Origin of the sequence: Pelolinea submarina (assembly GCF_003966975.1) — a bacterium.
Taxonomy (GTDB): Bacteria; Chloroflexota; Anaerolineae; order Anaerolineales; family Anaerolineaceae; genus Pelolinea; species Pelolinea submarina.
In genome coordinates, this window is sequence record NZ_AP018437.1 from 2,020,556 (window position 1) to 2,038,078 (window position 17,523).

Sequence of the window (17,523 nt, forward strand, 5' to 3'; positions counted from 1 at the left end):
ACCCAACCGGATAATGACTGGGCGAGTGGAGAAAAGCCTTCTCGTAAAAATATCGTGAAAACGAATTGGATGTTGATGCAATTTAGAGATTTTATTCTGGATGCTCCTTCGCCGTTTTCTAAAATTTGAAAGGTGAATTAATAATGAATATCGTTGAAATATTGAAAGTAGTCTTATTGGGTGTTGTGGAGGGTGTAACGGAATGGCTTCCAATCAGCAGTACAGGTCACATGCTGCTGGTCGATGAATTTATTTCGCTTGACATGAGCGAGGCATTTAAAGAGATGTTTTTTGTCGTGATCCAGTTTGGAGCAATATTGGCGGCCCTAATCATATTTTGGAGAAAATTAAACCCAATTCAAAGAAGAGGATCACTGGGTCTTAACAAGAGTGCGATTATGATCTGTCTCAAGGTTGCGGTGGCGTGTATTCCGACAGGGATTCTGGGCTTTTTATTGGACGATTACCTGGAAGAACATTTTGGAACTCCGTTAACCATTGCCATTATGTTGATCGTTTATGGGATTGCTTTTATCCTGGTGGAGGATTGGAATAAAAAGCGGTCGCCGAGCGTGGACACAGTCACAGATATTCATTATGGGATGGCTTTCCTGCTCGGAACTTTCCAGTCGCTGGCAATGATCCCGGGCACTTCCCGGTCAGGTGCTACCATTTTAGGCGCGTTGCTGCTCGGGATTTCCAGGGAGGCGGCGGTGGAATTTTCTTTCTTTCTGGTTATTCCCACCATGTTGGGAGCAAGTTTATATAAATTGGCTAAATTTGGCTTAGCGTTTTCAAACGCCGAGGTTATCGCATTGGCGGTGGGCATGGCAGTGGCATTCATTGTGTCATTGGTAGTAATCCGCTTGTTGATAAAATACGTCAGGTACCATGATTTCAAGGTGTTCGGTTGGTATAGAATTTTGCTGGGAAGTATCATCCTGGCATTATTCGCTCTGTGAACAGCCCGAAAAGGATATGTATTATGAGAAGGGATAAGAATTACTCTTCTGATGGCTTTCGGAAAGAAAAAATTGTTGGATTTGTGCAATCTTTACGGGCCTTTGTGCTATACTTCTCACGATTTTTTTAAACGATATTGCATTATAGGAGGCATTTATGACGAAGACTATTGGTGTACTTACCGGGGGAGGCGATGTTCCTGGCCTGAACCTGGCTATTAAAGCGGTTGCGCTTGGCGCAATGGAGGAAGGCTATAAGGTTTATGGTATCCGACGCGGTTGGATGGGCCTGCTACATTATGACTTTGATGAACCTTCCACCCATGATTACTACATTAGTGAACTGGATTACCCGACTGTACGCAAAATCGATCGCACTGGCGGTACTTTCCTGCATACATCACGCACTAACCCGCAAAAAGTACGTGCCAAAGACATTCCTGATTTCCTGGTGAATTCAGCCTATGGCAAGAAGATTGATGAGAACGGAACCATGGATTATACCGACTATGTCCTCAAGGTATTATCCGAATTAGGCATTGACGCCCTGGCGGCCATTGGCGGCGATGACACGCTGTCTTTCGCAGCCCGCCTGCATAAAGAAGGTTTCCCCACCGTAGGCATCCCCAAAACCATGGACAATGACGTTTATGGTACAGATTACTGCATTGGTTTTTCAACCGCTGTCACCCGCGCCGTCAATCTGATTACCGATATGCGCACCTCGGTAGGTTCGCACGAACGCATCGGTGTGGTGGAATTGTTTGGCCGCAACTCCGGCGAAACCAGCCTGATTACCGCTTTATTGGCGCATGTGGACCGCGCAGTAATTTCCGAAGTACCTTTTGATATTGATAAATTGGCGGATTTCCTGATGGATGACAAACGCCGTAATCCATCCAATTACGCCATCATGACCGTTTCCGAAGGTGCAACGTACAAGGGACGTGACATTGTGGAAACCGGTGAAGAGGATGCTTTCGGTCATAAAAAACTGGGCGGTATCGGCCAGATGATCTCCGAAGACATCAAGCGCATTACCAAGACCAACACGATGTTCCAGCAGCTGGCTTATGTCATTCGCTCCGGCCCGCCGGATTCTCTGGATCGTATGGTCGGCATGGCTTACGGCCAGATGGCGCTCGAATTGATCAAGGCCAACGACACCGGTAAATTGGTGGGTTTGCAGGGCGGTAAATACACTGCCGTACCGATGGAATCGGTTATTTCCGGGAAGAAATACGCGGATATTGGTTCATACTACGATAAGGAAAATTATCTGCCGAAGGTAAAATCCTTCCTCGGTCATCCCATGTTCCTGACCTAAAATCATTATTGAAAGATGAGGAGGCAGTGGAATTCCTCCATTGCCTCTTTTTTGTTGGCAGGGCCGGTATAATCGTTAAACAGAAGGGAGCAGCCTTGGAAGATTACAACATCAATATTATCCGACAGCGTTACCAGATGGTTCCCCGCACGTTGATCTTCATCCAGAAAGGGGATGACCTTCTCATGCTTTCAAAAGTCAAATCAACCTCGTTTGGTTTTGGCAAGATTAACGGCGTGGGTGGTCACATGGAGCAGAGCGAAGAGCCATTTGAAGCCGCCCGCCGGGAAATTCTGGAAGAGACCGGATTGGAAGTTCGGCAGCTTGACCTGGCAGCCATACTTTTTATCGACATCCACGATACACCGGGGATAGAGGTTTTTGTATTCAAAGGTCAATATTCCTCCGGCGAGGTCAGAGATTCCGAAGAAGGCCATTTGGAATGGATGTCGCGCGAAGCAATTGACCAATACGAAAAGAAAGTAAAGGATTTACCTTTTCTCATAAAAGTAATTGATGAGCATAAGGCAAACACACCGCCTGCCATGATCAAATACCTATATGATGAAAACGGAGAGATGCGTATAGTTTACTAGCTTAACGGGAATAGAATTTCAGGATTGTGCTGCCGTAGCGCCGGTTGTCAAACTCTTTGAAATTTTCAAGTGGCACAGGTTCATCCTCGACCGGATCGATCTGAACGATAATCCAACCGTCTTCAACTAATAAATGCGCTTCCTGGTCCAGCTGCACCAGGGCGTCTTTCCACATGCCGTGGTATTGCGGGGGAGCGATAAAAATATAATCAAATTGCAGTTCTTTTTCCTGGTGAAGGTATTTAAAAGCATCCGCTTTCAACAGGCGTGCATTTCCCTCACAGCCGGCTTTGTCAATATTTTCTTTCAGGATGGCGTAAGCTTTATTGTTGAGTTCAATGAACTGCGCCAGTTCCGCGCCGCGGCTGAGGGCTTCGAGCCCGACACTTCCTGAACCTCCAAACAAATCCAGAAAAATCGCACCCTGAATGTCCGTTCCGATAATGTTGAACAATGCCTCTTTGACGCGGTCGGTGATGGGACGCGTAATAGTACCCGGCAAGGTCTTTAGGCGCATGCCGCGCATTTTTCCGGAAATAATTCGGGGATTACCCATGACTTTAATTTAATTGAATTGAACGTACGTGATCCACGGCGGTTTTGATGTTGCCGTAAGGTGTGGTTTGCATCATCACACAACCAGTACCCAGGATAAAACCCTCTCCATTGGTCTGGCGCACCGCGTCATCAATTTCCGCTTTAATCAAACGCCCATCTCCCAACAGCATGGTCTCGATGCGGCCTAAACCGCCGCAGACAACTTTGTTGAACTGCTTTTTACCGTCTGCTAGATTGGGCAGCGTATCGCGATCGTGCCAGTTGAATATCTGCAGGGGATAATCTTTTACGGCATCGGCCATGATAGCGGTACCGTGGATGTGCAGCATGTTCAACCAGAATTCTTCCATGATAGGGAACAAACGCTTGTCGTACGATTTGGCAAATTCATCGAATTCCGTAGCGGAAAGCACATTATAGGAAGCGTGCTGGACGGCAAAGAAAATTCCATCGATACCTGATTGTTTACAGGCTTCAATAAAATTTGCGGTGGTTTCAGTGATTACTTCCAATCCGGCTTTCAGTGAGTCCGGATTGAAGCGCATTTCAGCGGCCAGGTTGGCTTTGCCGATCAGGTTCTTGGCTTGCGATAAAGGGCTGAAAATGGTTTGGATGAGGGGCACTTCCGCGCCGATTGTGTCGCGTACAATTTTCAGGCATTCCAGTTGACGGCCTAGTGCACCTTTATGCGGGTCGAGTTTCTTGAGTTTCTTCCAGTCGTCAGTTGAGTGAATGACGGTGTCCAGATAGTCCCGTGTGCCTTCCGGGTTGCCGCGCCATTCATCCTGAATACCCCAATCTTCCAAGCAGAAGCTGGACGAGGGGGAGATTTTAACCAGGTCAAAATTGAAAGTTTGCTGGAAGCTGATGGTGGCGGCTGCTAATTTATGCGCGTCCTGATCGTCCACAGGAAAATGATGCCACAATGCAACCGGGATTTGATCGACTTTTTCCCCATGGATCAGCGCTTCCATGCGCTCACGCGCACTGCGGATTTGGGTCATTTGGCTGCCTCCTTGATCCCCTTATAAGTCCATAATTTATTGGCAAAATAGTTCCAGAAAAGCACAATCACAATCACAATCGCCAGGGCGAGATTGTGCCCAATCACTTCGGGAGTGATTTTAATTTGAGCGAAATATACTTCGCTCAAATGGATGAGCGGATTTTCAATTTTGGAAAAGATGATGGTGCGGATGATCAGCCCGATCAGGCTGACAATTCCAAACTTACCAAACTGTTCAGAAAAAGGAAAATCTTTTGATTCCGGGTAAGTCCAATGGCGATTCCAGAAGAAATTGTTGAACACAGCCACAATAAAAGAAACAACACTGGATGGAACGGTTGGAAAACCTAATATGCTGGATAGAAGGTTAAAAATGAAGAAATCTACTACAGTGCCGCTGATGCCTACAATTGAAAATTTGATAAATCGCTTTGTGTCGGAGGTATTGTTAGAGGTCATTCAGTCCCATTTTTTCTTTGAAGTAAGGAATTGTCTTGAGAAGACCGCTTTTAAGGTCATATTTGGGCGTCCATCCCAGAATTTCTATAGCACGGCTGATATCCGGCTGCCTGCGCAGCGGATCGTCACCGGCTACTTTGCCTACCTGATAGATATTCTCTGACGGATTATCGAGCAGGCTGTTGACCAAATTGGCTAATTCGATAATGGTGAACTCGTCCGGATTGCCAATGTTGACCGGCATGCTCTCGGTTGAGAAAGCCAGCCCCAGAATACCGTCAACCAGGTCATCCACGTAGCAAAAACTGCGGGTTTGTTTACCGTCGCCGTAAATTGTCAGGCGCTCCTGGCGCAGGGCTTGCTGGATGAAGTTGGGGATAACGCGTCCATCGTCCAACCGCATACGCGGGCCGTAAGTATTGAAAATGCGCACAATACCGGTATTCAGATTGTGGTAGCGGTGATAAGCCATCGTCAGGGCTTCAGCGAAGCGTTTGGCTTCGTCGTATACCGACCGCAAGCCGATTGGATCCACGTGGCCCCAATAATCCTCTTTTTGCGGGTGTTCTTGCGGGTCGCCGTAAATTTCACTGGTGGATGCCAGAATATAGCGGGCATTATGAGCGCGTGCCACCCCCAGGGTATTGTGGGTTCCCAATGCGCCGGCTTTCATGGTTTGGATAGGCAGATTGGGATATCCAAAGGGAGAAGCGGGGTTAGGGCTGGCAGGTGAAGCAAAGTGCAGTACCAAATCAATTTTTCCGGGCACAAAAATAAAATTCGCCACATCGTGCTTGATAAAATTGAAATGGGGATTGCCGGCTAAGTGAACCAGGTTATCCCGGCTGCCGGTGATGAAATTGTCCATTCCGATCACATCGTGACCGGTGTTGATAAGACGGTCGCATAAATGCGAACCTAAAAAACCTGCTACACCAGTTATTAAAACGCGCATGGTTCTGATAGTTTCCTTATTCGAGTATAATCGTCAAAAAAGTACCGGGAATCAATTATAGCATGAAGGATTTGAACGAAATAAAAAGCGAACGCTCCCTGTCTGCGATCATCGAAGCATTATTATTCATTTCGACGTCGCCGATTTCTATTACTCAAATCGCCAAGGCATTGGATGAATCGGAAAAGAATATCCAAATCGCATTGGAAGAACTACAACAGTATTACGAAGAATCGCGCGGATTGATGCTGCAATGGCACAATAAAAGAGTCCAGTTGACCACCGCGCCATATATGGGCGAATTAATTGAGAATTTCCTAGGTGTAGAAGTAACCACTACTTTATCTCAGGCAGCCTTGGAAGCATTGGCCATTGTGGCCTACCGCCAACCGATTACGCGCCCTGAGATCGAAGAAGTCCGCGGTGTGAATAGCGACGGAGTTGTGCGGAACCTGCTCAGCAAAGGCTTGATCGAAGAAGTTGGACGGCGTGAAGGGGTCGGACGCCCGGTTTTGTATGCCACCACGGCAGATTTCCTGAGCTATTTCGGGCTGGCTTCTTTGGATGATCTGCCCGCTTTTGACGTGATGCCCAGCGAACCGCCTCAAAATGGCCCGGCAATTCTGAAGGACTAATTCATTGGAAGAAATACGCTTACAAAAAATCCTGGCCGGCAGCGGTTACGGCTCCCGTCGGGATTGTGAAAAATTAATTGAAGCCGGGCGAGTAAAAGTCAACGGCAAAGTGGCCGAACTGGGCCAAAAAGCCGATCCGACCAAAGACCGCATCCAGGTGGATAAGGATGTTGTGCACGTGACGGCTGTGCCGGACATCTATATCGCGTTTTACAAACCCCGCCGTGTGCTTTCGGACATCAAAAAAATTGACGATCGCAAAGTTGTGACGGATTATGTATCCTTGGATACACATTTGTTTATCGTGGGACGCTTGGACTATGACAGCGAAGGCCTGATTTTGCTGACAAATAATGGGGATGTGGCGAATAAACTGACCCATCCGCGATATGAACACGAAAAAGAATATCACGTCATGGCTAATCGGGAACCGGATCAGGAACAGATGAAAATATGGCGGCGCGGTGTCGTCATAGAGGGTGGGTATCGTACGTTGCCGGCCGAAGTGGATTTTCTACCTGGGAGCAACCGCAATTGGCTGCGAATTGTGATGAAGGAAGGCAAAAAACGTCAAATTCGCGAAATAGGGCTGGCGCTTGGCTTGCCCATCAAGCGCATCATCAGACAAAGAATTGCTACCATTCACCTGGGATGTCTAAAACCAGGTGAATGGCGTTACTTGTCTCAAAAAGAAATCAACGATTTGAAAAAAAGCTTATCACGCTGACGATTATCGATAGATTATTCGGTTGAGATGGGTAATCGATCGGTGATTTGCTTGATATCGGCATCTGTCAGGATGTTCTTCTTTGCGTTCTGACGTAAAACATCTTTAAATTTGTCCGGCGTCAGGTTAATCACCGGAGCGTTATCGGTGTGTAGCTCAACTTTTTCAGAATAGAATAAGTTTACAACCTGGGGATCAGCGTTAATTGTAAGTTTATTCTTCTGCAAGTAATTCTGATAGTCCTTTATCAGATCCTTGTCTTCTTTCTCAATGCTGGGAATACCCTCTTGCGCGAATGTCCGTGTAAAGAAGCCCGGGCCGCCTTTTTGCTGGTAGCGCTGCTTTTCAGTATTATAGGAGATGGTTCCCGAATGGTAATAAGGCAAAATGAGATAAACACCGGCAGGTCCGATTAACAAGTGCGGAACATCCGTCATGTAGTTGTATAACGTGTATTGATTGTTCAACCCTTTCAAGGATGAAGCGACAATCTCGTCCGGGCGGGGGGACCGGCCCCATTTATTAGCCATATAAATACTTACCTGCACCAGCAGGTAAGCCGGGATTAAGATTAGATATGCGTAGGTTAACTGCGATTTGTTGCTGTCGCTTAACGACCAAAGAAAACCAAGCGTGAGCATAGCCATAGAAAAGTACAAAATAACCTGGCTGAGAATTTTTCTTTTTTTGATGAGTTTTTGATTATTGTAGATTTTCATATATTTTTTTTACCTGAAAAGACCTTTCCTTATTGATAAATTATTCGCAATATCTGTCCGCAGATGTTCGAGCAGGTTATTCTTTATTGCGTTGTTGGCCAATAATAGCGCGCTGGTAATAGCGTGAGCATCTGAACGACCATGGCCTACGAAAACGAGGCCATCAATACCCAGTAAAGGAGCTGCGCCCACTTCACTGGGATCAACCAATCCTTTGACCTTGGCGAAAGCCGGTTTAGCCAGCAAAGCGCCCATCTTTGTGCTGAAAGAGCGCATTAACTCGGCTTTAAGAGTATCTGTGATTAGCTTTGCCACGGCTTCACTCCCTTTGGTCAGGATATTCCCTGTAAAACCATCGGTGACAACTACATCAGCCTCACCGCCAAACAACTCTTTCCCCTCGATGTTGCCGATGAAGTTCAGGCTGCTCTTTTCAAGCAGTTTATAGGTTTCTTTGACTAATTCGTTGCCTTTGCCGGCTTCTTCACCGTTTGAAAGCAGTCCCACACGCGGTTTTTCAATATTAAGGATGTGTTGCGCATAGATATTGCCCATGATGGCAAATTGCAGGAGGAAATCCGGCCGACAATCCGCGTTGGCGCCGATATCCAGAACAATACATTTATCTTTTTGGGTTGGGAAGAGCGCGGTGAGTGCCGGGCGCTGCACACCTTTAATACGACCAAGTACCCGCAGGGCATTGAACATGGCGCCGCCGGTGTTTCCCGCTGTTACAAAAGCATCTCCTTGGCCTTCTTTGACCAATTGCACGCCTATGGCCATGGAATTATTGGGTTTGGAGCGTGCGGATTCTACCGGTTTGTCCCACATTTCAACAACTTCGGGAGCGTGAACGATAGAAATTAATGAGTTTCCGGGAGAAAGCTGTTCCAGTTTGGGGCGGATAATTTCTTCATTTCCGACCAGGATAATGGGTTCATCAAGGACTTTTACTGCCTCAATGGCTCCCAAAATCTCCGGATCCGGATATTTATCACTGCCCATCGCATCAAGAATGATTGTCATAATTACCTCAGATGAATATTTTTTATACTAACTTGACACACAAATATAGCCGATTATAATAGCTAAACTTCGCGCTGGTGCTGGAATTGGCAGACAGGCATGGTTGAGGGCCATGTGCCGCAAGGCGTGGGGGTTCAAGTCCCCCCCAGCGCATTTTAAAACCACCTATGTGGTTTTTTTTGTTTAATTCCCATTCCAATCAAAAAGTTCCTGCGCATTCCTGTAAGTAATTTGGATTGCCGTATCCAAACTTATTCCCAAAGTATTGGAAATTTCTTCAACCACATATTGAACAAATGCCGGTTCGTTGCGTTTCCCACGGTTGGGATGGGGTGCCAGGTAGGGGGAATCAGTCTCGGTGATAAGGTGTTCAATACCGGCCTTCCCAACCTGAGCGCGCAAGCCTTGCGCATTCTTGAAAGTGATTGTCCCGCTGATACCTAACAGAAAATGATGTTGAAGGGCAAATTGGGCGATTTCAGGGTGACCGGAATAGGAATGGAGCACACCCGGATGCAATCTGAGTGAATTATTATTTCTCGCCAGGCTCTTCACCCATTTGGCCAGAATTTCAAGGACGTCCTGCTCAGCTTCGCGGATGTGAATGCAGACCGGCAGTTCGTACTTCGCAGCCAGATCCAGCATGTGCTGGAAAATAAATACCTGGTCTTCGTGGGAAGCCCAGGTACGGTAATAATCCAGACCAATTTCGCCAATGGCTTTGATATTGCCTGTATTAGCCTTCAGGAGGGCTTCTACGGCCTCGATCTGTGCCAAACTGACCTGATTAGCATAATTAGGGTGGATGCCCACTGCGGCATACAACCAGCCCGGATGCTCACGGCTAAGTTCAAGCGCCTGTACGCTGGTATCTACATCGATACCCGGAACCAGGATTTTTACAATACCTGCTTCTTTAGCGCGTTTTAAAACTTCGGGCAAGTCGTCCGAAAACTCTTCCAGGTACAAATGGCAGTGGGTATCGCAGCGTCCAGTCAACTACTTGATTCCGGCAATCTTTAAACCGCTCTCCAGGATTTCAGGAATTTTGTCCTTATGCGTGGTTTCGCAGTACACCCGCATCAGGGGTTCGGTACCGGAGAATCGGATCAATAGCCAGCCGCCGTCTTCCAAGCAGAATTTAAAACCGTCGGTTGAGTTGATGCCCGTCACTTTCAAACCGGCCACCTCGCTGGGTTCGGCTGCGATAATCTTCTCTTCACGCATCTTTCGGTCGCCCGTGAAGCGTGTGTCGATGCGGTCATAATAATGCGCTCCAACCTTGCTGAAGAGCAGTTCCAGCAGCTCTGAAGGTTTCTTATCCAGCTTGACCATCATATCCAGGATGTAAAGGCCGGCCAGAATTCCGTCGCGTTCGGGCACATTACCGCGGAACGCAAAACCACCGGACTCTTCACCGCCGATCATCGCGTCGGTTTCCACCATCTTGGGGGCAATATATTTGAATCCCACACCGGTTTCATAGACCGGGATATTGTACATTTTCCCCAATTTATCCAGCATGCTGGTGGTGGAAAGGGTTTTTACAATTGCACCGCGTTCACCGCGGACTTCCAACAGATAATATGCCAACAGGCCGAATACCTGGAGTTGGTTGATGAAAACACCTTTTTCATCTCCCAATCCAAAGCGATCCGCGTCACCGTCGTTGATCAGGAGCACGTCCGAACCGCGTTTTACAGTTTCAGATAAACCGACATCGATATTGGGCTGAATAGGTTCAGGCCGTTTCATCTCAGGGAAAATGGGATTGCGCTGGTTGTGGATCTCTTCGATGACGGTTTTTCCGCCATCCAGGAAACGCGGGAACCAACCCGCGCCGTTACCCCACATGCAATCAATCAGCACCTTGTAACCTTTTTGTTTAATAGGTTCCAGGTCGATCAGGTTTTTGATGTGTTCAACGTAAGATTCGGTTGGGTCGTAGTCTTCAATCAGCCCCTGGTTCATGGCTTTGTCGGCGTCCAATGATTTGACCTGGCTGAGGTCCTTGGGCAGCATACTCTCGATTTTTGTCAATCCATCCGGTGCGACCGCGCCGCCGTGTTCATCACGCACTTTGAAACCATTGTCAACCGGCGGATTATGTGAAGCTGTAATATTGATAGCTCCAATAGATTTCGTACTGACAACCGAATAGGAAATTACCGGTGTAGGCGTGGCAGCATTGGTCAAAAATACCTTGTACCCGTTGCCTGCCAATACCTCCGCAGCGGTTTTAGCGAAATGTTCGGATAAAAAGCGTTTGTCATATCCGATCACAATTTTGTTATTGGGGGAATTCAGAGATTTAAGATAGGACGCATAAGCTTGAGAACAGCGCCTGACGTTATCAAACGTATAATCTTCCGCAATCGTCGCTCGCCAACCGTCAGTTCCAAATTTTATTTTCTCAGCCATTCATCCTCCAGAGTCATTTTTCTTGTTATTATATCAATCAGTATCATAATCAAGTTTAGAATATAAATGGTATGGAGAAATGTAGAGAATTATTAATATGACTAGAGGTGTAGCGCTAGGGTTCAGCGGCGGTGTGGACAGCACATTGGCGGCGGTTAAGTTAACAGAAATGGACTACCAGGTCCATGCTGTCCATTTAAACATGTGGAAGTGGGGTGCTGAAGAAGCGGGTGAAACGGTCTTTCAACAGCATGCCATTGAACTTCAACAGGTTGCTGGAGTGCAATTAGCTTCGATTGACGCTTCCGAATCCATGCGAAAACTGGTGATTGAGGATTTCAACCAACAGCTCTCCTTAGGCAATACACCCAGCCCATGTATTCGCTGCAATCCACTGGTCAAGTTCAAGCTTTTATTGGATTATGCCGATGCGCACGATTTACAGTACATCGCCACCGGGCACTACGCACGCGTTCAGCGAGCGGAAGACGGCCAATATCAACTACTGCGTGCTTTGGACCATTCAAAAGACCAATCTTACATGCTCTGCTACCTTACACAGGCGATCCTCTCACGAACTTTGTTCCCGTTGGGGCAATCGCAGAAAACCGAAATCAAGCAGACTGCGCATGATTTGGGCTTGTCCGTGTCTGAACAACCCGAAAGCCAGGACCTGTGTTTCCTCAACCAACATTCCTACCAGGAATTCGTCAAACATTTTTCGCCCGATATTCTCGTACCCGGATATATTGTCAACCGGCAGGGCGAAGTGTTGGGCCGGCATGAAGGCCTGGCACTCTATACCATCGGCCAGCGGAAAGGCATTCGTATCGCCGCCGAAGAAGCATACTATGTCATTGAAAAAGACACTGTCAACAATCAACTGGTCGTCGGTTTTCTGAACGAATTGGGAAAAAAACAAATGCGGGTGGAAAAAACAAATTGGATATCCGGATCAATTCCGGATGAGTATGAATGTGATGTTAAAATCAGGTATCGCGCGAAGATTGTACCTGCTCGGCTGGAACGCATTGGCAAAAGCAATGATTATGAAGTTCATTTCCGGGAGGAATTGCGAGATATCACTCCCGGTCAGTTTGCGGTATTTTACCGGAATGATCAGGTGTTAGGCGGAGGCATGATTAGTAAGGTGGTGAGCAATAATGTTTAATATGACATTTCCCACTTTTATATTGGGCAGTATGATCGCCTGGTTAATCGGTGCTTTAGTGCACCTCGTTGCCGGCGGAAAACTTTTGCGCCTGGTGTTTTGCCTGATTTTTTCCTGGATTGGTTTTTGGAGCGGGAATTATTTTGGAAATAACCTGGGCCTGAATATCCTCCAATATGGGCAAATCAATTACGGGCCGGCTTTGTTATTAAGTGTGATCGCTGCTTTGTTCGGTTTTTGGCTGTCCGGTGAAAATCGGGAAGAGGACGAATAATATTGGTAAGTGAAGAAGGAAGAATCTTTTGAGTTGGCTTTCAACAAGCGAGACAGCAGCCGCAGGCGACCTGGTCGCCCTGGCATCCACCAAGACGAATTATTTTATTTTCCGTCTGGAAGAGGGCGGAAAATTTGAAACACACCGCGGAATTATCCGTCATGACGACCTGATTGGCTCTCAATGGGGGACTGAGGTGTTCAGCCATAAAGGCAGCCCGTTTTATTTATTGCAGCCGGGAATATACGAGATCCTTTCAAATACCAAACGCAACACCCAGATTATGTATCCAAAAGATATCGGGTTTATTTTGATGAAGATGAATATCGCTCCCGGTACCACGATAATTGAAGCAGGTACCGGTTCTGGCGGTTTAACTCAAATCCTAGCGCTGATGGTGGGTAAAGAAGGACATGTATATACCTATGACCGGCGGGAAGAAATGACCAACCTGGCGCGTAAAAATGTCCAAAGGTTGGGTTTGCAGGGTAACGTAACATTTTATGGTCACAGCGTAGAAGAAGGTTTTGAGCAGAAGGATGTGGACGCTGTCTTTTTAGATTTGCCCAATCCTTATGATTTTGTCCAGCAGGTACGCGAAGCGTTGATCCCGGGCGGGCAATTTGGCGCGCTGCTGCCGACAACCAACCAGGTGACCAAGCTTTTGTTGGAAATGCGTCGGGCTGATTTCGAATTCGTTGACGTAGTCGAGTTGATGCTGCGTTTCTATCAGGCAGAGGCGGAAAAATTCCGTCCCGTGGACCGCATGGTAGCCCATACAGGATATTTGGTATTCGGACGGCCGATAAATCGTGCACCTATTGAGGAAAAAGAAGAAACAGTAGTCGAAAATTCATGAGAAGAGACAGATTCCCCGGGCGGCCAATCAGGCGGCCGATTCGCGGGCTGGCAGCTCGCCGGCCTGTTCCACCCAAGCTGCGCGAAGCCAACCAGCTTTATTCCACCGGTGACTATGAAAAGGCGGCCGGGTTGTATGTCCAAATGGCCCAGCGCGCGGAGCAAAACAGATTGCCGCAGGCAGCCAACCTGTATATGCGTGCGGGTATCTCGTATCTAAAATATGGTGATTTGGCGCAGACTCAAGCGCTGCTGCAAAAAAGCTTCCAGTATTGTATCGACCGAAAACGCTGGCCGCAGCTTCAGCGTATTTTAAAAGTCGCGTCGGCAGAACTGGATGCCGCCGGGCAGACGGATTTGAAAAGTGATCTATATACCTGGGCCCATACGCAGTTGCTAGACGCCAATCAAACATTTCCGGACATTAGGGATAAAGCAAATGAACCTTCTACCCAGGCGGTTGCGTTGCCGGCACATTGTCCAAATTGCGGCGGACCGGTTCAACCCAATGAAGTTGAGTGGTATGATAGCGAAAATCCAATTTGCGCATTTTGCGGTTCGATATTGAAAAATGACTAAACAGGACGACAACGATCTAATCAACAAGATTAGGCAAAAAATCCCCCCGATCCAAATCGAGAAAGAACCGGCCATGTCATCCAATGGCAACCAGGCCGCGGCTGTATTGGTGCCACTGGCGTTCCATGCGGATGAGCTGGTCATGCTTTTTACCCATCGTTCCAATCATATCAGTCGCCACCGCGGACAGGTTTCTTTCCCCGGCGGAATGGAAGAAGCAAGTGATAAAAGCTACGTGGATACCGCTCTGCGAGAAACACATGAAGAAATCGGCATTCTCCCTGCAAATATCGAAGTATTCGGCCGGTTGACTTCACTGGCTTCAACTTCCGGTTATCAGATCCATCCGTATGTTGGATTTATCAAAGACCTGAATGGATTGCAGAAAAATATCCAGGAAGTAGAAAAAATATTTTGCATTCCATTGAGTTGGATTCTAAAAGAGGGGAATTTATCCCAGGAAGATTATATAAGGCCGCATGGAGATATTCACAAAGTATGGACGCTGAAGGATTTCGATGGTGAGAAGGTTTGGGGTATCACGGGAGAAATCACTCACAGGTTCATTGAAACAATAAAATAAAAGAGCGGAATATTTTCCGCTCTTTTTTGTTCACTTTTTGGAAGATAAAAGAATTATTCTTCTTCCTCTTCTTCTTTCTTACCGTGTTCAATAACTTCGGGTTCGCCTTCACCTGTAACTTCAGCGATTTCCTCTTCCTCTTCCACAGCTTCTTCTTTCTGGGCGGTGGCAATGACAACCAATTCTTCACCATCCGTCAAGAATTCGACGTTTGCGGGAGCGGGAATATCTTTGACATAGATGGCGTCACCTAATTCCTTCAGGACTGACAGATCTATTTCAATGCTCTCCGGCAAATCCTGCGGGTAACATTCAACTTCAATATTTTCAATACCATTGACCAACAGCGCATCGAATTCTTCCAGTGCCGGTGCTTCTCCAAACAAAGAAATGGACACATTGGTGCGCAGCTTTTCCTTTGAAGAGACTGCTAAAAAGTCGATGTGTAAAATCTCATTGCGGATGTAATCTTTCTGGATTTCGCGGATCAGGGTGGACTGTTCTTTACCGTCCAATACCAGGGTTAGAATTGTTGAGCTGGAGACTTTTGCTAGAGTGTTGGTAGTATTACGGAGGTCTAAGGTAATCGGGGTAGCTTCATAATCACGCCCGTATACCACAGCCGGAATCTTTCCCTCTTTTCTTAGTCTGCTTACTTTTTTGCCGACCAGTTCTCGTTTTTCGGCTTCTAAAATTACTTTTTCCATTTTATCCTTTCGCGCCTCTTACCCGTATTTTCGGGTTACCTTCGCTTGTTTAATAAGACAAGGGTTGATTTTATCTACAGGGTGATAAACCGTCAAGTATCGATTTGGATGTAAATCTACAGATCGTTGATCTTGTTGCGGTAGGATTCCACATTCCTGGAAAGTTCTTTTAGGGTATCGGCTGCTTTGGAAATACTCTCATCTTCCGCGCGGATAAACCGCGTGTAAGGCTGGATAGTCGATTGAATATTTTCAATTTGAATGTCGATCTGATGTGCGAATTCATTCATAAGGGCTTTGGAAAGCTTTTCCCGTAAACTGGCGATGTTTTCCGAGAAAGCATTCTTGGTCTGCTTCTTTTTAGCCGGTAAAATGAAGAATCCCAGGGTAGCGGTTAATCCGGCCAGTAAAATACCGGTCAAATCGGCTGAGGCCGTGGTGGCCAGCAGGGTGATCAGGGTACCCAAACCGATGGCGCCTACTTCGACGGCAGCTGAAGCTGCGACAGCCATTTGGGCTTCTTCGGCTATGTTGGATGCTTCAACTTCCTGATCGTACTCTTCAACCACACGCTGAGCCTGACGGTTGATGTTGCTGATGATTTTCTGGCGTTCCAGGTTAATTTGCTGGCTGTTCGGATCGCTTAAAATACGGTCCTGATGTTTGGAGGCTCGCTGACTGATCTTCTGGGTGACAATTTGCCATTGTTTCAGATCTTCTTCGACCAGCCATTCAATCGAACCGCTGACTTTTTCGTCAATGTCCTTGGAAAGGTTTTTGACGACGTTCTTGTTGAACTCGTTCTTAATGCGTTCTTTATTCAGTAAATCCATTACTCGGTTGATGCGGAAGGTATTATCAAAAAATTCTAAGCCGCGTTTTTCAAACTCCAAAATGGAATTATCAATATCTGCGTAACGGAAATTATAAGAACGCACCATATCCTCGCGGAAAAGGCTGATCTGCTGCTGGATGTCGCTGATAAGTTGAATATCATCCTGGATCAGCGTTCTTTGAGCAGCATTGATCTCCATGTATTTCTGGGTGAGATTGTCGGAAATTCCCAGCGGATTGAGTAATTTGAGCTGGAAACGGTTTTTCGTATCGAGAGTGTGAAAAATATAATCTTCCACCTCGCTAAATTGAGCGGGGGATTTACCCGATTCGCGTTTGACTCTCAAAGCTTCACGAGCACTGATGGCGAAAATTTTCGGCACAACTCCCAACAGCTTCTGGGCATTATCTGTCACAAAAGCCTTGACCTTGTCCAAGTCCTGTGAATTCTCGGCGATATCGGTTTTATTAATAATGATGACAATTTTCTTGCCCCAATCACGAATACTCTCCAGGAACTTTCGTTCGCTTTCGGTAAACGGACGGTCAAGAGAAGTCACAAACAGCACCAGGTCGGACCGGGGAATAAAATCCGTGGTCAATTCCTCATGTTCCCGCAGAATCGCGTTGGTTCCGGGTGTATCCACAATACTCAAATCTTCCAGCAGGCGATTAGGCAGGTTGACTACCAGTTGACCTTTTTCAGTTCTGGAGGTTTGTTTCTCCTCGCCGTAGCGCAGGATGGTAACGTCTGCGGTTGTAGGTGTTACACCGGTGTCCAACACGGCATCTCCCAGCAGGGCGTTGATGAAGGCAGATTTTCCTGAGTTGAACTCACCGGCCACAACAACCAGAAAAAGATCATCCAGTTGGATCAACTGGTTATCCAGCAAAGTTAAGTCTTTTTCCTCGCCGCGGTTGCTGACGAGGAATTTTTTTTCCTGGATCAATAGGGATTTAATACCTAAGACAATCGATTGCCGTTTTTGAGAGGGGGTTTCCATGATTATTTGAATTATATCATCCTGAATTTTCAGGATGTTTATCAAATTTTAAAGTTTATTAACTTGCCTTTATATTGCCTCTGTTATATATTAATTTGGTAAGACAAAATTAATCCGATTAA

Annotated in this window: 20 protein-coding genes and 1 tRNA gene; 11 read left to right on the forward strand and 10 right to left on the reverse strand. The window is 46.7% G+C overall.

Annotation, left to right across the window (positions count from 1 at the left end; genetic code table 11):
• The first annotated feature begins 143 nt into the window (after positions 1-143).
• The 3 genes from Pelsub_RS08925 to Pelsub_RS08935 all read left to right on the forward strand — a co-directional run bounded on the left by Pelsub_RS08925 (position 144) and on the right by Pelsub_RS08935 (position 2,885).
• Positions 144-962 (forward strand): undecaprenyl-diphosphate phosphatase, encoded by an 819-nt coding sequence (locus Pelsub_RS08925; RefSeq protein WP_116224079.1) that lies wholly within the window; start codon positions 144-146, stop codon positions 960-962.
• Between the two features lie 157 nt (positions 963-1,119).
• Positions 1,120-2,289: a 6-phosphofructokinase gene (locus tag Pelsub_RS08930; RefSeq protein WP_116224078.1), complete on the forward strand. Its 1,170-nt coding sequence runs from the start codon at positions 1,120-1,122 to the stop codon at positions 2,287-2,289.
• 95 nt (positions 2,290-2,384) lie between these two features.
• A complete protein-coding gene (locus Pelsub_RS08935; RefSeq protein WP_126440469.1) occupies positions 2,385-2,885 on the forward strand; it encodes an NUDIX domain-containing protein in 501 nt (166 codons plus the stop codon).
• Position 2,886: 1 nt separating this feature from the next.
• Here Pelsub_RS08935 and rsmD read toward each other — a convergent pair whose 3' ends face one another.
• From rsmD to Pelsub_RS08955, 4 genes are read right to left on the reverse strand one after another with little or no spacing between them, the layout of a single operon-like run.
• Positions 2,887-3,441, reverse strand: coding sequence for a 16S rRNA (guanine(966)-N(2))-methyltransferase RsmD (rsmD, locus tag Pelsub_RS08940; protein ID WP_116224076.1), 555 nt, complete (start codon positions 3,439-3,441; stop codon positions 2,887-2,889).
• A gap of 4 nt (positions 3,442-3,445) precedes the next feature.
• Positions 3,446-4,447, reverse strand: a complete 1,002-nt coding sequence (locus Pelsub_RS08945) for a uroporphyrinogen decarboxylase family protein (RefSeq protein WP_116224075.1) — start codon at positions 4,445-4,447, stop codon at positions 3,446-3,448.
• The gene (locus Pelsub_RS08950; protein WP_116224074.1) at positions 4,444-4,908 is read right to left on the reverse strand and encodes a GtrA family protein; all 465 of its coding nucleotides are present in this window, start codon (positions 4,906-4,908) and stop codon (positions 4,444-4,446) included. Before Pelsub_RS08950 ends, Pelsub_RS08945 begins: the two co-directional genes overlap by 4 nt.
• Positions 4,898-5,863, reverse strand: coding sequence for a UDP-glucuronic acid decarboxylase family protein (locus tag Pelsub_RS08955; protein ID WP_116224073.1), 966 nt, complete (start codon positions 5,861-5,863; stop codon positions 4,898-4,900). Before Pelsub_RS08955 ends, Pelsub_RS08950 begins: the two co-directional genes overlap by 11 nt.
• Before the next feature lie 62 nt (positions 5,864-5,925).
• On the opposite strand from Pelsub_RS08955, the gene scpB reads away from it, so the two are divergent.
• Together scpB and Pelsub_RS08965 are read left to right on the forward strand one after the other, a co-directional pair.
• On the forward strand, positions 5,926-6,498 hold the full coding sequence (gene scpB, locus Pelsub_RS08960) for an SMC-Scp complex subunit ScpB (protein ID WP_116224072.1): 573 nt from the start codon (positions 5,926-5,928) through the stop codon (positions 6,496-6,498).
• Between the two features lie 4 nt (positions 6,499-6,502).
• Positions 6,503-7,225 (forward strand): pseudouridine synthase, encoded by a 723-nt coding sequence (locus Pelsub_RS08965; protein ID WP_116224071.1) that lies wholly within the window; start codon positions 6,503-6,505, stop codon positions 7,223-7,225.
• 14 nt (positions 7,226-7,239) lie between these two features.
• Here the strand turns inward: Pelsub_RS08965 and Pelsub_RS08970 are convergent, their stop codons facing one another.
• Positions 7,240-7,944, reverse strand: coding sequence for a hypothetical protein (locus Pelsub_RS08970; protein WP_116224070.1), 705 nt, complete (start codon positions 7,942-7,944; stop codon positions 7,240-7,242).
• Positions 7,945-7,953: 9 nt separating this feature from the next.
• On the reverse strand, positions 7,954-8,970 hold the full coding sequence (gene plsX, locus Pelsub_RS08975; protein ID WP_116224069.1) for a phosphate acyltransferase PlsX: 1,017 nt from the start codon (positions 8,968-8,970) through the stop codon (positions 7,954-7,956).
• A gap of 71 nt (positions 8,971-9,041) precedes the next feature.
• Between plsX and Pelsub_RS08980 the strand changes: the two genes are divergently transcribed.
• A tRNA-Leu gene (locus tag Pelsub_RS08980) sits at positions 9,042-9,123 on the forward strand.
• Positions 9,124-9,153: 30 nt separating this feature from the next.
• On the opposite strand, the gene Pelsub_RS08985 is transcribed toward Pelsub_RS08980, so the two are convergent.
• Both Pelsub_RS08985 and Pelsub_RS08990 read right to left on the reverse strand, forming a co-directional pair.
• Positions 9,154-9,969: a TatD family hydrolase gene (locus tag Pelsub_RS08985; RefSeq protein WP_116224068.1), complete on the reverse strand. Its 816-nt coding sequence runs from the start codon at positions 9,967-9,969 to the stop codon at positions 9,154-9,156.
• Complete coding sequence (locus Pelsub_RS08990; RefSeq protein ID WP_116224067.1) at positions 9,970-11,391, reverse strand: phosphoglucomutase/phosphomannomutase family protein; 1,422 nt, start codon at positions 11,389-11,391, stop codon at positions 9,970-9,972.
• A 97-nt stretch (positions 11,392-11,488) separates the two neighbouring features.
• On the opposite strand from Pelsub_RS08990, the gene mnmA reads away from it, so the two are divergent.
• From mnmA to Pelsub_RS09015, 5 genes are read left to right on the forward strand one after another with little or no spacing between them, the layout of a single operon-like run.
• Positions 11,489-12,562 carry a tRNA 2-thiouridine(34) synthase MnmA gene (gene mnmA / locus Pelsub_RS08995; protein WP_116224066.1) on the forward strand — a complete coding sequence of 358 codons (1,074 nt, stop codon included), beginning with the start codon at positions 11,489-11,491 and terminating at the stop codon, positions 12,560-12,562.
• A complete protein-coding gene (locus Pelsub_RS09000) occupies positions 12,555-12,836 on the forward strand; it encodes a hypothetical protein (protein WP_116224065.1) in 282 nt (93 codons plus the stop codon). Before mnmA ends, Pelsub_RS09000 begins: the two co-directional genes overlap by 8 nt.
• Before the next feature lie 28 nt (positions 12,837-12,864).
• On the forward strand, positions 12,865-13,695 hold the full coding sequence (locus tag Pelsub_RS09005; RefSeq protein ID WP_116224064.1) for a tRNA (adenine-N1)-methyltransferase: 831 nt from the start codon (positions 12,865-12,867) through the stop codon (positions 13,693-13,695).
• Positions 13,692-14,273, forward strand: a complete 582-nt coding sequence (locus Pelsub_RS09010) for a hypothetical protein (RefSeq protein ID WP_116224063.1) — start codon at positions 13,692-13,694, stop codon at positions 14,271-14,273. Before Pelsub_RS09005 ends, Pelsub_RS09010 begins: the two co-directional genes overlap by 4 nt.
• Positions 14,266-14,856 carry a CoA pyrophosphatase gene (locus tag Pelsub_RS09015; protein WP_116224062.1) on the forward strand — a complete coding sequence of 197 codons (591 nt, stop codon included), beginning with the start codon at positions 14,266-14,268 and terminating at the stop codon, positions 14,854-14,856. Before Pelsub_RS09010 ends, Pelsub_RS09015 begins: the two co-directional genes overlap by 8 nt.
• A gap of 53 nt (positions 14,857-14,909) precedes the next feature.
• Here the strand turns inward: Pelsub_RS09015 and Pelsub_RS09020 are convergent, their stop codons facing one another.
• Positions 14,910-15,563 (reverse strand): 50S ribosomal protein L25, encoded by a 654-nt coding sequence (locus Pelsub_RS09020; RefSeq protein WP_116224061.1) that lies wholly within the window; start codon positions 15,561-15,563, stop codon positions 14,910-14,912.
• A gap of 116 nt (positions 15,564-15,679) precedes the next feature.
• Entirely contained in the window at positions 15,680-17,347 is a 1,668-nt protein-coding gene (locus Pelsub_RS09025; RefSeq protein WP_158675050.1) for a dynamin family protein, read from the reverse strand.
• Positions 17,348-17,523 lie beyond the last annotated feature (176 nt).

What these genes read in the sequence shown, in the direction of transcription:
- Pelsub_RS08925 (WP_116224079.1), top strand. Translation starts at nt 144, where the DNA reads ATGAATATCGTTGAAATATTGAAAGTAGTCTTATTGGGTGTTGTGGAG.
- Pelsub_RS08930 (WP_116224078.1), top strand. Translation starts at nt 1,120, where the DNA reads ATGACGAAGACTATTGGTGTACTTACCGGGGGAGGCGATGTTCCTGGC.
- rsmD (WP_116224076.1), bottom strand. Translation starts at nt 3,441, where the DNA reads ATGGGTAATCCCCGAATTATTTCCGGAAAAATGCGCGGCATGCGCCTA.
- Pelsub_RS08945 (WP_116224075.1), bottom strand. Translation starts at nt 4,447, where the DNA reads ATGACCCAAATCCGCAGTGCGCGTGAGCGCATGGAAGCGCTGATCCAT.
- Pelsub_RS08950 (WP_116224074.1), bottom strand. Translation starts at nt 4,908, where the DNA reads ATGACCTCTAACAATACCTCCGACACAAAGCGATTTATCAAATTTTCA.
- Pelsub_RS08955 (WP_116224073.1), bottom strand. Translation starts at nt 5,863, where the DNA reads ATGCGCGTTTTAATAACTGGTGTAGCAGGTTTTTTAGGTTCGCATTTA.
- scpB (WP_116224072.1), top strand. Translation starts at nt 5,926, where the DNA reads ATGAAGGATTTGAACGAAATAAAAAGCGAACGCTCCCTGTCTGCGATC.
- Pelsub_RS08970 (WP_116224070.1), bottom strand. Translation starts at nt 7,944, where the DNA reads ATGAAAATCTACAATAATCAAAAACTCATCAAAAAAAGAAAAATTCTC.
- plsX (WP_116224069.1), bottom strand. Translation starts at nt 8,970, where the DNA reads ATGACAATCATTCTTGATGCGATGGGCAGTGATAAATATCCGGATCCG.
- Pelsub_RS08990 (WP_116224067.1), bottom strand. Translation starts at nt 11,391, where the DNA reads ATGGCTGAGAAAATAAAATTTGGAACTGACGGTTGGCGAGCGACGATT.
- mnmA (WP_116224066.1), top strand. Translation starts at nt 11,489, where the DNA reads ATGACTAGAGGTGTAGCGCTAGGGTTCAGCGGCGGTGTGGACAGCACA.
- Pelsub_RS09000 (WP_116224065.1), top strand. Translation starts at nt 12,555, where the DNA reads ATGTTTAATATGACATTTCCCACTTTTATATTGGGCAGTATGATCGCC.
- Pelsub_RS09010 (WP_116224063.1), top strand. Translation starts at nt 13,692, where the DNA reads ATGAGAAGAGACAGATTCCCCGGGCGGCCAATCAGGCGGCCGATTCGC.
- Pelsub_RS09015 (WP_116224062.1), top strand. Translation starts at nt 14,266, where the DNA reads ATGACTAAACAGGACGACAACGATCTAATCAACAAGATTAGGCAAAAA.
- Pelsub_RS09020 (WP_116224061.1), bottom strand. Translation starts at nt 15,563, where the DNA reads ATGGAAAAAGTAATTTTAGAAGCCGAAAAACGAGAACTGGTCGGCAAA.